The sequence below is a fragment of the Actinoplanes sp. NPDC051405 genome, assembly GCF_055586185.1.
In genome coordinates, this window is sequence record NZ_JBVJIR010000014.1 from 294,624 (window position 1) to 307,394 (window position 12,771).

Annotated in this window: 17 protein-coding genes; 11 read left to right on the plus strand and 6 right to left on the minus strand. The window is 72.4% G+C overall.

Annotated elements, in window-relative coordinates; all coding sequences use genetic code 11:
- The first annotated feature begins 17 nt into the window (after positions 1-17).
- Entirely contained in the window at positions 18-1,088 is a 1,071-nt protein-coding gene (locus tag ACZ6S4_RS29075; RefSeq protein WP_465477945.1) for a hypothetical protein, read from the plus strand.
- 8 nt (positions 1,089-1,096) lie between these two features.
- On the opposite strand, the gene ACZ6S4_RS29080 is transcribed toward ACZ6S4_RS29075, so the two are convergent.
- Positions 1,097-1,780 carry a SprT-like domain-containing protein gene (locus tag ACZ6S4_RS29080; RefSeq protein WP_465477946.1) on the minus strand — a complete coding sequence of 228 codons (684 nt, stop codon included), beginning with the start codon at positions 1,778-1,780 and terminating at the stop codon, positions 1,097-1,099.
- Positions 1,781-1,887: 107 nt separating this feature from the next.
- On the opposite strand from ACZ6S4_RS29080, the gene ACZ6S4_RS29085 reads away from it, so the two are divergent.
- Positions 1,888-2,463, plus strand: coding sequence for a hypothetical protein (locus ACZ6S4_RS29085; RefSeq protein ID WP_465477947.1), 576 nt, complete (start codon positions 1,888-1,890; stop codon positions 2,461-2,463).
- On the opposite strand, the gene ACZ6S4_RS29090 is transcribed toward ACZ6S4_RS29085, so the two are convergent.
- Both ACZ6S4_RS29090 and ACZ6S4_RS29095 read right to left on the minus strand, forming a co-directional pair.
- Positions 2,424-3,107: a hypothetical protein gene (locus ACZ6S4_RS29090; RefSeq protein WP_465477948.1), complete on the minus strand. Its 684-nt coding sequence runs from the start codon at positions 3,105-3,107 to the stop codon at positions 2,424-2,426. The two genes, ACZ6S4_RS29085 and ACZ6S4_RS29090, sit on opposite strands and share 40 nt — an antisense overlap.
- Complete coding sequence (locus ACZ6S4_RS29095) at positions 3,104-3,589, minus strand: hypothetical protein (RefSeq protein WP_465477949.1); 486 nt, start codon at positions 3,587-3,589, stop codon at positions 3,104-3,106. The genes ACZ6S4_RS29090 and ACZ6S4_RS29095 overlap by 4 nt, the downstream gene beginning before the upstream one ends.
- Positions 3,590-3,773: 184 nt before the next feature.
- On the opposite strand from ACZ6S4_RS29095, the gene ACZ6S4_RS29100 reads away from it, so the two are divergent.
- The 5 genes from ACZ6S4_RS29100 (at position 3,774) to ACZ6S4_RS29120 (ending at position 8,002) form a co-directional block, all read left to right on the plus strand.
- On the plus strand, positions 3,774-3,905 hold the full coding sequence (locus tag ACZ6S4_RS29100) for a hypothetical protein (RefSeq protein WP_465477950.1): 132 nt from the start codon (positions 3,774-3,776) through the stop codon (positions 3,903-3,905).
- Positions 3,902-4,903, plus strand: a complete 1,002-nt coding sequence (locus ACZ6S4_RS29105) for a hypothetical protein (protein WP_465477951.1) — start codon at positions 3,902-3,904, stop codon at positions 4,901-4,903. The genes ACZ6S4_RS29100 and ACZ6S4_RS29105 overlap by 4 nt, the downstream gene beginning before the upstream one ends.
- Before the next feature lie 209 nt (positions 4,904-5,112).
- Complete coding sequence (locus tag ACZ6S4_RS29110) at positions 5,113-6,009, plus strand: ABC transporter ATP-binding protein (protein WP_465477967.1); 897 nt, start codon at positions 5,113-5,115, stop codon at positions 6,007-6,009.
- Positions 6,006-7,583, plus strand: coding sequence for an ABC transporter permease (locus tag ACZ6S4_RS29115; RefSeq protein WP_465477952.1), 1,578 nt, complete (start codon positions 6,006-6,008; stop codon positions 7,581-7,583). Before ACZ6S4_RS29110 ends, ACZ6S4_RS29115 begins: the two co-directional genes overlap by 4 nt.
- A 71-nt stretch (positions 7,584-7,654) precedes the next feature.
- Entirely contained in the window at positions 7,655-8,002 is a 348-nt protein-coding gene (locus ACZ6S4_RS29120; RefSeq protein WP_465477953.1) for an STAS domain-containing protein, read from the plus strand.
- On the opposite strand, the gene ACZ6S4_RS29125 is transcribed toward ACZ6S4_RS29120, so the two are convergent.
- Positions 7,950-8,345, minus strand: coding sequence for a hypothetical protein (locus ACZ6S4_RS29125; protein ID WP_465477954.1), 396 nt, complete (start codon positions 8,343-8,345; stop codon positions 7,950-7,952). The two genes, ACZ6S4_RS29120 and ACZ6S4_RS29125, sit on opposite strands and share 53 nt — an antisense overlap.
- Positions 8,346-8,385: 40 nt before the next feature.
- Here ACZ6S4_RS29125 and ACZ6S4_RS29130 point away from each other — a divergent pair, with 40 nt between their 5' ends.
- Positions 8,386-8,832, plus strand: a complete 447-nt coding sequence (locus ACZ6S4_RS29130) for an SDR family NAD(P)-dependent oxidoreductase (protein ID WP_465477968.1) — start codon at positions 8,386-8,388, stop codon at positions 8,830-8,832.
- Between the two features lie 9 nt (positions 8,833-8,841).
- Here ACZ6S4_RS29130 and ACZ6S4_RS29135 read toward each other — a convergent pair whose 3' ends face one another.
- Entirely contained in the window at positions 8,842-10,494 is a 1,653-nt protein-coding gene (locus tag ACZ6S4_RS29135; protein WP_465477955.1) for a SulP family inorganic anion transporter, read from the minus strand.
- A gap of 213 nt (positions 10,495-10,707) precedes the next feature.
- Here ACZ6S4_RS29135 and ACZ6S4_RS29140 point away from each other — a divergent pair, with 213 nt between their 5' ends.
- A complete protein-coding gene (locus ACZ6S4_RS29140; protein ID WP_360552734.1) occupies positions 10,708-11,040 on the plus strand; it encodes an ArsR/SmtB family transcription factor in 333 nt (110 codons plus the stop codon).
- A 9-nt stretch (positions 11,041-11,049) separates the two neighbouring features.
- Here ACZ6S4_RS29140 and ACZ6S4_RS29145 read toward each other — a convergent pair whose 3' ends face one another.
- Positions 11,050-11,421, minus strand: a complete 372-nt coding sequence (locus ACZ6S4_RS29145) for a hypothetical protein (protein ID WP_465477956.1) — start codon at positions 11,419-11,421, stop codon at positions 11,050-11,052.
- A gap of 186 nt (positions 11,422-11,607) precedes the next feature.
- Here ACZ6S4_RS29145 and ACZ6S4_RS29150 point away from each other — a divergent pair, with 186 nt between their 5' ends.
- Positions 11,608-11,973, plus strand: coding sequence for an ArsR/SmtB family transcription factor (locus ACZ6S4_RS29150; protein ID WP_465477957.1), 366 nt, complete (start codon positions 11,608-11,610; stop codon positions 11,971-11,973).
- Positions 11,974-12,064: 91 nt separating this feature from the next.
- The gene (locus tag ACZ6S4_RS29155; RefSeq protein ID WP_465477958.1) at positions 12,065-12,637 is read left to right on the plus strand and encodes a hypothetical protein; all 573 of its coding nucleotides are present in this window, start codon (positions 12,065-12,067) and stop codon (positions 12,635-12,637) included.
- Positions 12,638-12,771 lie beyond the last annotated feature (134 nt).

Consider the following 12,771-nt stretch of genomic DNA (forward strand, 5'->3'; position numbering starts at 1 on the left):
GCTACGCGACCTACTGGGTGCGCCACAACGACGCGACTCGCGACGTCGGCGGTTACAGCGCCGCGGCGCGGGACCGGCTCGCCGCCGCCGGATGGGAAGTGCACGACTTCACGCTCACCGGCCCCGAGAACTACGTCGACGGCGGTCAGGGCACCGGGGCGACGTTCTGGGCGGACCGCTCCGGCCTGGTGCTCGGGTACGACAATTCGCTGCTGACGGGGTTTCCGGCGTACGACTCCGACGGTGGTGTCCAGCTGACGCTGCGCCGCGGCGGTTCGTCCGGGGCGGCGACGGCCGGGTGGGCCGGTGCGGTGCTGGGCGCGCTTCTCGCGTGGTTCCTGGGCGCCTGGGTGAGCCGGACCCTCTCCGGGGTGGCGGGCGGCGCGGCCGTCTCGGGCGTGCTGACCGTCGGCATGCTGGTCATGTCGTTGCCGGCCATGGTGATCAGTACCGCACCGGACCCGCCGGGCGCGACGCCGTGGTGGGGCGGCATCGCCTACCTCGGCCTCTTCACGACCGTGCTGGCCGCCCTCGCGGCCGCGCTGCTGCTGGTTCTCGCCGGGGCCGTGGCCCTGAGCCGGAGCGTGACCTGGCGGCGGGCGCGCGGGTGGGCCGCCGCCGCAGTGCGCCGCCGTCCCCGGGCCGCCCTCGCCGGCCTGGCCGTGGTGGCCGCCGTCCTGGTCACCTCGATCGTCCTGCTGCGGTCGTCACCGGCCGCGTTGCCCGCGGTCAGGGCGGCATGCCGGCCGGCGCCCGGCGTGCCGGCCGAGGCCCCGGCGGAGGAGACCCGGGACAGCCTGCTGGCCCACGTGTACGTCGATCCGGCCTCCACGCCGGACCAGCGCAACCTGATCACCGCGGCGATCCGCCGGAGCTGGGCGGGCGACACCCAGGGGATGATCTGGGAGCCGAACGCCGCCGAGTTCCGCGACACCTACTGCGACGGCGGGCCGGTGCAGGCGGAGGCCGTCCCCGGATTGCCGTACTTCTTCCCCGTCGAACTGGGCGTGGCGAGCGACTTCCCCGCGCTGGTGCAGGAGGTCCAGGGCATGCCGGGCGTCGTCGCCGTCCAGCACAAACCGGCCTGAGCCGGCGGTCAGTCGCGTGTCAGTGGCTGCACCGACGGGAAAGCGGCGCTGAGCATGCCGGCCCTGGTCTGCACCTGGTAGCGGCTGCGCCCCCGCTTGACGATCGTGCCGGCCAGCCCGGCGTACCGTCCCGCGCCGGTCAGCCGGACCCGGTCGCCGACCTTGAGCTCGACGGGCGCCGGCTCGGTCCGGGGTGCGCGCAGGCGAGCGAGCTCGGCCGTGTAGCGGGGATGCATCGCAGCCGCGTTCCCCCGGTAGGTCCAGGTGTAGAGCGCGGCCAGGTCGAAGGTCGCGGAGCACACGGCACACGAACGCACCCGGACCGGCCGGCGATGAGCCGTCGTACGGTGACCCGCCGCGCAGACCCCCTCCCACGCACCGTCCACCTTCGGTGCGTCGGCCGGCATGCACCGCTGCCCCGAACAACCGATCCGCCGCGCCACCGCCCGCCACACCCGGTCATGACCGTGCCGCGGGCCGACGAGGGCATGCGCGATCTCGTGCAGGACGGTCTCCGTGACCTGTTCCGGGGAGTACAGGCTCATCAGGTGTCGCGAGAGGCCGATCACCTTACGGTCCGAGTGGCAGACCCCGGCCCGCGTCCTGGCGTTGTCGAGCACCAGCCGCCAGTTGGTGAGTCCGTGCTGGTGCATCAGCCGGGCGGCGAGCTCCCGTGTCTGCGTGTGGTTCAACCGCGCTCCTCGTCGTGGGTCTTGGCCGCCCGTCGATGGTGCCACGAGCCCACGGTGATCCTCTGACCGGCACCGCTCGTGCTTGTCGCGGCTGGCACGATCTGTATGTGCTGGCCGCCGAGCGGCAGCTGCGCCCGCAACGTCCGGACGGATTGATCAACCTCTTCAGCAAACCCGAAGCGCACCTCCGCACGGTCGAGGACCCGGAAGTGGCACTGGCCGCCCAGGCAGCGGGCGGAGAGCACGGTCAGCTCTGGGCCGACGGCGCGGTCGACACCTACCTGAGCTGGGACGACGGCACACTGGTGTGGACGTTGGACTCTGTCTTCTGCCACCGCGAACCGGTGCCGGAGGCCGACACTTTCCGCGCGTTGCACGCTCGCCTCACCAGCCTGTGGCTCGCTGCCGCCCAACGACTCGGCGCCCACGCCGGCCGCATCCTCGACGAGTGGTCCAGCGATCAGATCCGGCAACTCCGACGTCCCGGCCGGCCACCAGAACTCGGCTGGTGGAACTACCTCGGCCCGGGCCGGCACCTGTCAGCACCATCGCTGCCGGAAATGACGGCCAGGTCGCGTCAGCTGCCGAACGGCGCTCTGCTGATCGGACTCCTCGACGACCCGGCCGCAGTCGACCCGTTGCGCTACGAGGAGATCCACTCCAGGTGGCTCGACGCCGGCTGAAGGCCGGCGTGGAGGCCCTGCGGGCCGATGACGAGGTCGTCGTCTCCGAAGCGCAGCACCAGACCGGCGCAGGCCGGCTCACCGCCCGGGGCGGGGATCACGGCTCCGTCGTTGAGCCGTTTCCCCACAAACCCGGACAGGACACCGTCGCTCACGCCGTCCGAGGGGAAGGGATCATCCCGCACCAGCCGGAGCTGATCGCCCCGGCCGTGCAGCCCGAGCGGCAAGTCACCCGCCAGCAGCAACCACGCGTCGAGCCCGGCGGACTGCCGGGCCTCAGTCGCCGCGTCGAGCCGCAGGCCGATCCTGCTGGTCAGCCACGCGGTGATCATCTGCGGATCGCTGAAACCGGGGTACGGCAACGAGCGGTCAACGCCCAGCGCCTGCCACACTGCGTGGGCCGTCGCCTCGTGGACATCGCCCGCACCGGTGTCCATCTCGGTGGTGAACACCTCGGTCACCGTCACCCGGGCCGGCTGATCCCGCAGAGCGCACCGGGCGCCCAGCTCCGCCTCCCTGCGGTGGTGCTCGTCGACGTCCACGATCACCTCGACCGAAGCCGTATCGGACGGCGCCACCTCGACACTGACCCGGGCGAAGCGCGCCGAGCGCGCGGTCTGGCGCAGCAGCCGGAACGTGGTCATCGGGCTTCCCGGGCCCGCAGCCGCGCCACCGCGGCCAGGACGTCCGCACGGTTGCGGCGCGACTTGAGCCACGCCGGCAACTTCTCGATCAAGGACATCGAGCATCCCCCGTACGGGCCGCGCTCACGCAGGCCGGCGGCGACGAACTCGGCCAGCAGGTCCAGGTGGGGCCGGTTGTACGCCCACAGCCGATGCCCCCGCACGGTCGCCGTGAGCCACAGCGGCTGCCGGAAGAACGGGTCGACGGCCGCGCCCCGGCACGACGAGCGGTTCCGGGGCGACCAGGTCGCCGCGTGCCCGCACGTGCGGCACACCAGCCGCCGAGGCCGGGTCGCCGGCAGTTCGTCGGCGGCCGGGTCCGCGACCACCTGGGCGTGCGCGGCGCAGCGCGGGCACACCACGTCGATCGGGTGCCCGGCCAGGTTGTCCAGGGAGTAGTCCGACGTCGGATCGCGGAAGCGTGACGCCTGGGCGGCCTTCATGTGCTGGACGGTACCGCGTGGACCGGTCCCGGCACCGCCGCATTTCCCGCCCACGCCACCTGCCTGAGACGTCAGGGCCGAAGGACCCGCGTCGGTGCGTGCCTGCGCCTCTGCCGGCTGTCGTGGCAAAGCGGTGTGCTGGAGGTGTCAGCAGAAGGCAGGGCGCCGAAGGAGGAGAGCCATCATGGGGAAGCGCCATTTGATCGCGGCGGGGTACGCCGTCGCATTGCCGGTGACCAGCACGGTTCTCATCCTTCTGGTCGCCGCCGGCGTCGAGGGGGCCGTGGCCGGCGTCCGCCGTCACGTCCGTCGATGACGATGCGTCAGGCCGGGCGCACGGATTCCGCCGCGCCGATGGTCCGGCTGCTCCGGTCGCCGGTGCGTCACGTGCTGCCCCGGTCGCTGATTCTGCTGCGCTACGTCTCGGCGAGCGGTGCCATGGTGATCCTTCCCGTCCAGGCCGCGTACGAGAGCACGCGACTCGTCGTGTTGGTCGGCCGGGCGGACTCGAAGCGCTGGTGGCGCCACTTCCGCCGCGCCGCCGCAGCGGAGGTGTGGTGGGACGGCGGCTGGCGCGCAGCCGTCGGCGAGGTCGTTCCCGCGGACAGCGACGCCGCGGCCGTCTACCGTGGCCGATTTCCTGGGGTGTCGGTGGATGACCATGCGGTTCTGGTCGACCTGCGCTGCGATCCGCCGCTGCCGCTGATCCTGCGGGGCCGGCCACTGCTCCTGCGGTGGCTCCCGACCGTGACGGCGGGCGAGTTCGCTGGATTCGCCGTGCCGGCAGTCACCGGCGCGATGACCGTCCGGGCACCGGTCGCTCTCGCGTCCGTGGCGCTGCTGGCGGCCGGCGCCGTGGAGGGAACGATGCTCGGGCTGGCTCAGGCCACCGTGCTTCGCCATGCGCTGCCGGGTCTGGCGAGGCGCCGCTGGGTGTGGGCGACCGCGGCCGGTGCCGTCGTGGCGTACGCGATCGGTCTGCTGCCCTCCACGCTGGCCGGACGATGGCCTGAGCCACCGGTTGCCGTGCTGGTGGCGGCGGCGTTGGTGCTCGGTACGGCACTGCTGGCCACCATCGGGACGGCTCAGTGGCTGGTCCTGCGCACGGTGGTGCCGCGATCGGCGAGCTGGATCGTGGCCACCGCCGTCGCCTGGCTTGCCGGCCTGGGCATCTTCCTGGGTTTCGCCACGCCGCTGTGGCAGCCCGGGCAGCCGGTCGCTCTGGTCACGGCGATCGGTGTCGCCGGCGGCCTGCTGATGGCCCTCGTCACCTCGGCGGTCACCGGGGTGGCCCTGCGGCGCCTGCTGCGCTGACCCCCGCGCGGCGGTCGGCGCTTGGCGGGAGGGCGTACTCTGCGGCCAGGTGTGCCGGGAAGTCTGGTCGGCGAGTCGTCGACCCCTGGAGGCGTCATGGTTGTCCCGCTCGCGCACCCGGCTCCACCCCTCACCGGCGTGTTCTCCCGCCGCCGCTCATCGATCTCAGTCATCACCGATCGTCCCTCCACACCGGAGTTGACATGACCATGTCGCGGGAATCAGCGATCGCCATCACCGATCTGCACAAGTCCTTCGGGGCCACCAAGGCTCTCGACGGGCTCGACCTGACCGTGGCCACCGGAGAGGTGCACGGCTTCCTCGGGCCCAACGGCAGCGGGAAGACCACCGCGATCCGGGTCGTCCTCGGGCTGCTGCACGCCGATGCGGGCGAGGTACGGCTGCTCGGCGGCGACCCCTGGCGTGACGCCGATCAGCTGCACCGGCGGCTGGCGTACGTGCCCGGGGACGTCACCCTGTGGCCCGGTATCAGCGGCGGCGAGGTCATCGACCTGCTCGGCCGGCTGCGCGGTGGCGTCAACCGGCAGCGCCGCGACGAGTTGCTCGAGCAGTTCGACCTGGATCCGAGGAAGAAGGCGCGCACCTACTCCAAGGGCAACCGGCAGAAGGTCGCGCTCATCGCCGCACTGGCGTCGGACGCCGAGCTGCTTCTGCTGGATGAGCCGACCTCCGGCCTGGACCCGCTGATGGAGTCGGCGTTCCAGCGCTGCATCCAGGACGTCAAGCGACAGGGCCGGACGGTGCTGTTGTCGAGCCACATCCTGGCCGAGGTGGAAGCGCTGTGTGACCGGGTGAGCATCATCCGGCTGGGCCGCACGGTGGAGTCGGGCACGCTGAGCGAGCTGCGGCACCTGACCCGTACGTCGATCGCGGTGGAGACCACGCGGCCGGTCACCGGCATCGCCCGGCTGCCCGGTGTCCATGACGTCGTCGTCGCCGACCATCACGCCCGTTTCGACGTCGACACCGCGCAGCTCGACACGGTGATCCGGGAGCTGGCCCCGCTCGGGGTGCGCAGCATGACCAGCACGCCGCCGACGCTCGAGGAGCTGTTCCTGCGTCACTACGGCGAGGCCTCGTCATGACCGGGACGGTGCCGCTGCTGCGTTTCCTGCTGCGCCGGGAACGGCGGAGCCTGCCCTGGTGGCTGCTGGGGGTCACGCTGCTCGTTCTCGTGCAGTCCACCCAGAGCCAGGAGCTGTACGGCACCGCCGAGGCGCTGCAACGGCTGCGGCAGACCATCGGGGCGAACACCGCCGTGATCGCGATGAGCGGGCCGACCGGTCTGCTGTCCTCGATCGGCGGCGAGGTCGTGTTCGAGATCTTCGCGTTCGCCGCGATCGTGGTCGCGTTGATGAACATGTTCCTGGTCGGCCGGCACACCCGCGCCGACGAGGAGTCCGGGCGCGCGGAGCTGATCCGCTCCGCGCGGGTCGGACGGCGTACGCCGCTGGCGGCCGCCCTGCTCCTCGCCGGTCTGGCCGATGTCGCCGCGGGCCTGCTGGTGTTCGCCGCGGCGGCCGGCACCGGACTGCCCGTCGCCGGCTCCGCCCTGTTCGGCGCGGCGCTGGCCGCGTTCGGTCTCGTCTTCGCCGCGTTGACCGCCGCCACGGCGCAGGTCTTCGAGAGCACCCGGGCGATGTACGGAACGGTCGCGGCCTTTCTCGGTGCCGCCTTCGCGCTGCGGGCCGCCGGCGACGTGGGCGACGGCACGCTGTCCTGGGCCTCACCCATCGGGTGGGGGCAGCGCACCTACCCGTACGCCGGCGACCGCTGGTGGCCGCTGCTGGTGTCGCTGGCCGTCGCCGCGCTGCTGGGGATCGCCGCGGTGGGTCTGCTGACCCACCGCGACTTCGGGGCGGGCCTGGTGGCGCCGCGGCCGGGCCGCGCCCGGGCGTCGGCGCTGCTGCGCGACGCGCATGCGCTGGCCTGGCGCCTGCAGCGCGGCGCTCTGCTGGGCTGGGCCGCCGGACTGCTGCTCCTGGGCATCGCGTACGGGTCGATCGGCGAGAGCATCGAACAGTACGTCCGGGACAACCCGGAGATAGCCCAGTTCCTGACCGGCGGCGCCGACGACATCCTGAACGCCTACCTGGCCGTGACCGCCGGCATGGCCGCCCTACTCGCGGCCGCCTACGGCGTGAGCACTGTCCTGCGGGCCCGGACCGAGGAGACGTCCGGCCGGGCCGAGATCGTGCTGGCCACCCGGACGAGCCGAGGGGTCTGGCTGGCCGGGCAGCTCAGCGTCGCCCTGATCGGCACCTCGGCGGTGCTGGCCGCGTTCGGCCTCGGCGAAGGCCTGGCGTACGGCCTGACCGTCTCCGACCTGGGCCAGATACCGCGCCTGGCCGGTGTCGCGCTCGCCTACGTGCCCGGGGTGTGGCTCGTCGTCGCCGTGACGGTGCTGGCGTTCGGCTGGCTGCCCCGGGCGGCGGCGATCATCGCGTGGGTCGTGGTCGCCTACTGCGCCGTCATCACGATGTTCGCCGACTCGTTCGATCTGCCCGGCTGGTCCCGGCAGGCCTCGCCGTTCTTCCACACGCCGAAGGTGCCGCTCGACGACGTGGCCGTCGCGCCGCTGGCCATGCTGGGTCTGCTGGTCGCAGCCCTGGTGGCCGCCGGGTACGCGGGCCTGCGACGCCGGGACGTCGGCTACTGACCGCGTGCACCCCCGATCACTTTTGGTGACCTCCACTGGACCGGAACGTGACCTTGTGCCATGGTCGACGGGTGTCATTGCTGATGCGCGCTGAGTTGCTCGATCAAACCGTCGTGCTGGCTCTCTCCGGTGCGGTGGTCTATCAGAATCCGGAGCAGATTCCCGGGGCGGTGCGGGCGGCGATCGTCCGGTGGGCGCCGGAGGCGATCCTGCTCGATCTTGCCGACGTCCGCGTGCTCGACGCCGCCGGCATCGCGGCGCTGCTGGACGGCCACCGCGCGGTCAGCTGGGCCGGGATCTCCTTCGCGCTGGTCAACGTCGATGCGTTCGTGATGGGTCAGCTGCGTGACCTCGGCGTGGCCAGTCTCATCCGGGCCCAGCAGCCGGCCGAGGAGGATCGGGCCACCGTCGACGTCTGACCTCGGCCCGCCAGAGCGCCCGGACCAGCCCGGCCACCGCCTTTTCGACCGCGGCCCGGCGGTCCCTGGCCGGTTCCCCGTGCAGCGCCTTCAGTGACCACGAGGCGGTGTCCCAGCTGGTCACCAGCGCGAGGATCATCGCCAGCAGTTCCGCCGCCGGGATGTCGGTGCGGACCTTCCCCGCCTGCTGGGCGGTCTCCAGGGCTTCCACCTTGGCCCGGTACGCCGCGACCTCGGGATCGATCGGCTGAGGTCTTTCCAGCGCAGCCCCTTGCGTCAGCCGCCGCACGTGCGGGCGAGCCTGCAGCAGCGTGAACAACTCACCGGCATAGCCCGCGGCCACGCCGCACCTGCGCCGCCAGGGCGGTGGACGCTACATCCAGATCGCCAGCGCCGGCGGCCAGGTCGCCTTCCCGGCGATGAGCCTCTACCACGCGACGAAGTGGGGCATCGAGGGCTTCTGGGAGTCGTCGGCGCCGGAGCTCGCGCCGTTCGGCATCGGCGTGACGATCGTCGAGCCCGGAGTCTCCCGCACCAACTTCGGCGGCGGCGCGGTGCTGAGCGCGCCGCTGCCCGAGTACGCCGAAGGCCCGTCGGGGCAGTTGCGGCGCATGCTCTCCGGCGAGCTGCCGCCCCTGCCCGCGCCCGGGGACCCCGCGAAGATCGCGGCGGCCATCATCGCCTCCGCCGATCTGCCCGAGGCGCCGCTGCGGCTGACGCTCGGCTCGGACGCGTACGAGGCGGCGACCGAGGCCCTGCGCAACCGCCTCGGGGCCCTCGAAGCAGCCCGGGACCTCGCCCACTCGACCGACGCGGACACCCCTGAGTAGAGGGGAGGGTCAGTCCGAGGGTGGCAGCCGATGGTGCAGGAGGTGGCTGCGGGCGTACGCGATAGCACTGGGCGTGTCCGCGAAGACGCACCCGTCGCGGCGCAGGTGCTCGGCGACGCCGAGTGTGCTCAGCACCTCCTCGTGGCTGGTGGCGATGCCCGAGAGCAGCACGGTGATGCCGCGTCGTTGCAGCCGGGCGATGGCGTCGCCGAGCACATGCGCCCCGGTGGCGTCCACGGTCGACACCCGCGACATGCGCAGGATCACCACCTGGGCGTCGGTGATCTCGGACAGTTGCAGCAGGAACGTGTGGGCCGCGCCGAAGAACAGCGGTCCGTCGAGGCGGTAGGCCACGATGTGCTCGGCCAGCAGGGCGTGTTCCTCGGCGCTGTGATCGCCCTGCTCCAGGGGGATCTGCTCGATGCGGGCGGTGCGGGCCACGGCGCGCAGAGCCAGGACGATCGCGACGGCGATCCCGACCGCCACGGCGGTGACCAGGTCGAACGCGACGGTCACGGTGAAGGTGAGCACCAGCACCAGCGCGTCGCGGCGGGTGGACCGGGCCAGCGCCAGCAGCGACGCCGCCTCCACCATCCGTACGGTGGTGGCCAGCAGCACCCCGGCCAGCGCGGCCAGCGGGACGTGCTCGACCAGCGGGGCCGCCGCGAGCACGATGACGGCCAGGGCCGCGGCGTGGGCCAGCGACGCGAGTTTCGAGCGGGCGCCGGCGCGGACGTTGACCGCGGTGCGGGCGATCGCCGCCGTCGCGGGGATGCCGCCGAACACGGGGGAGACCAGGTTGGCCAGCCCTTGACCGAAGAGTTCGCGGTCGGGGTCGTGGCGTTCGTTGACCGTCATGGCGTCGGCGACCGTGGCCGACAGCAGGCTCTCCAGCGCGGCCAGCGCTGCCACCGCCACCGCGGCGGGCAGCAGCGTCCGCACGGCGCCGATGTCGAGGAAGTCCAGCGACGGAGCCGGTACGCCCGCGGGGAGGCGACCGATGGTGGGCAGTGCGATAGGTGTGACCCCGACCAGGATCGTGGCGGCGGCCACTCCGATGAGGGAGAACGGCACGCCGGGGCGCAAGCGGGCCCCCAGGAGCATCAATGCCGCGACGCCCAGAGCCACCGCGACGGCAGTCGGGTGCGGGTGGCGGGCGAAGCGGGCCACCGCGTCCGCGGCGACCGCCCACGCCTTGTCTCCGTGCGCGCCGGACACGCCGAGGGCCGCCGGCACCTGCTGCAGAGCGATGACCACGGCGATGCCCGCGGTGAAGCCTTCGATCACCGGGGTCGGCAGGTACCGCACGTAGCGGCCGAGCCGCGCCACCGCCAGCCCGACCAGGATCACCCCGGCCATCGCACCGACCATCAGCACTCCGGCCGCGCCGACCTGCGCGACGACCGGCACCAGGACCACCGTCATCGCGCCGGTGGGCCCCGACACCTGCAGGTTCGAGCCGCCGAACACGGCGGCGACCGCACCGGCGACGATCGCGGTGACCAGCCCGGCCTGCGCCCCCAGACCCGACGTGACGCCGAAGGCCAGGGCCAGCGGCAACGCCACCACGGCCACCGTCAGCCCGGCGACCAGGTCGGCGCGCGGCGCGCGGCGCACCGCCGCCCAGTCGGCGCGCTGCGGAAGCAGCCGGACGAAAGGCACGGACCCGCCCACGACACCCTCATCTCACGCCGGCCGATTGCCACGCATCTCGCGACTTGCGAAGATTAGCAATTACGCAAGACGTTGATTGCCGGGACACCGGTGGACCCGCGGTCGCCCGCGCGGTCGCTGTCGTGGAAGCATCAGCACGGCGCAGGCCGCGACCGCGACCCGCCGCCGGCCCGCGGGGGACTGATGACCGAGGTGGTGACGGTGAGCCGACCGCTGTACCAGTTGAAGGCCGAGTTCTTCAAGACGCTCGGTCATCCCGCGCGCATCCGGGTGCTGGAGTTGCTCAGCGAGCGCGAGCGCTGTGTGGCGGAGATGCTCCCCGAGGTGGGCATCGAGCCCGCCCACCTGTCGCAGCAGCTGGCCGTGCTGCGGCGGGCCAACCTGGTCGTCACCCGCCGGGAGGGATCCACCGTGTACTACGCGCTGACCAGCCCGCACGTCGCCGAGCTGCTGGCCGTGGCGCGGCAGATCCTGTCCGGTGTCCTCAGCGGCCAGGCCGAGCTGCTGCGCGACCTGCACGCCGACCCGGCGTAGGCGCCCCGGTCAGAGTTCGAGGGTCCGCTCGATCGACCGCAGCCGGTGCCGGGCCATGGCCAGGTTCGCGCGGTCCCGGTGCAGCGCCAGATACATGAACAGGCCCTTGCCCGACACGCCGGTGACCGGCCGGATCAGGTGGTACTGCGAGCCGAGCGTGACCAGGATGTCGTCGATCTTCTCGTTGAGGCCGAGCAGGTCCATCGTGCGCAGCTTGGCCCGCAGCACCTCGGTGTTGGCCGCCGCGGCGATCGCCACGTCGAAGCTGCGGTCGCCGCCGGCCGTGCCGAGCGCCATGCCGCTGGTGTAGTCGACGATGGCGGCCGCGATCGCGCCGTCCAGTTGCAAGGCGTCCTTGAGAGCCACGTCCATCTCCGCCATGTGTAACCCCTCCCCAATGGTGTGCTGTCCGGATCGAGGATCAGCGACCCGGGCGGGGGACAGTCGGACTGCGTGTCCGCTCGCGCTGTGACACGTCGATGCGAGACTGGGGCACCACAGAGACGACTTGCCAATCTTTGCAACTGGGTAGACCGGCAACTTCGGTAATTGACAAGAGGGGCGCTGGTGTCGGTACCGCTCTATCAGGCGAAGGCGGAGATGTTCCGCGTCCTCGGCCATCCCGTACGGATCCGCACGCTGGAACTGCTCCAGGCGGGCCCGCTCCCGGTGCGGGACCTGCTCGCCGAGATCGACGTCGAGCCGTCCACCCTGTCGCAGCACCTCGCGGTCCTGCGCCGGGCCGGCGTCGTCGCCTCCTTCCGCGACGACGGCCTCGTCCTGTACGCGCTCAGCACGCCCGCCGTCGCGGAGCTGCTCGCCGCCGGCCGGCGCATCCTCGGCGCGGTCCTGGCCGACCGGGACGGCTTGCTGGCCGAGCTGCGGGCCACCGCGTCGCCGGCCGCGGGCGCGGACGCACCGAGGTTCCGATGACCCGGCGGGCAACCTGACACGTTCCTGACTTCGGCTTGCCAGGCTCCTTGCGCCCGGGACCGTCCCGGGCGCGGGAGAGAGAGGCAACCCGATGCGGAGAAGTCACCCGCTGCTGGTGACGGTCGTGGCGCTGGCGGCTTTGTCGGCCTGCGGATCGTCCGAGCCGGCCGCCGACAAGTCGTCCAAGGTGGCCACGCTGGCCAGCCCCGAGGCCGAGGCGTCCGCCTCGGCCAAGCCGGAACGCCCGCGGGAACGGCTCGACGGCACGCCGGAGGAATTCGAGGCCATGCTCGGTCCGTACCAGAAGTGCCTCAAGGAGCACGGCGCGCTGCCCAAGCGGGAGTGGTACAAGGACAACGAGCAGCCGGATCCCAAGACGATCACCAAGCTGGCCGACCAGGCCGAGGCGGCCGACCGGATCTGCAACCCGCTGTACTACCCGCTGCCCCCGTGGGAGAAGGACCCGGCCAACCCGGAGGCGCGGGACTTCGCCCGCGCCGTGGTCAAGTGCCTGAAGGGCAAGGGCGTGAAGTTCGTCGCGACCGGCGACAACGGCATCGACATCGCGCTCGGCGGCGACCAGAACGACAGCCGCTCGATCAGCAAGGGCATGGATCTCATGCCCGGGTGCGAGCGCGAGGCCGCGGCCAAGGCGAAGAAATAGCGCGCCGGGGGGGGGGGGGGGGCGCCCCCCCCCCCCCCCCCCCCCCCCCAGCTGTACGAGCGCTTCTGCGGGGCGACGCCCAACCCACCCCACCACAGAGGAGCACACCCACCCAACCAACAACACAACGCCAC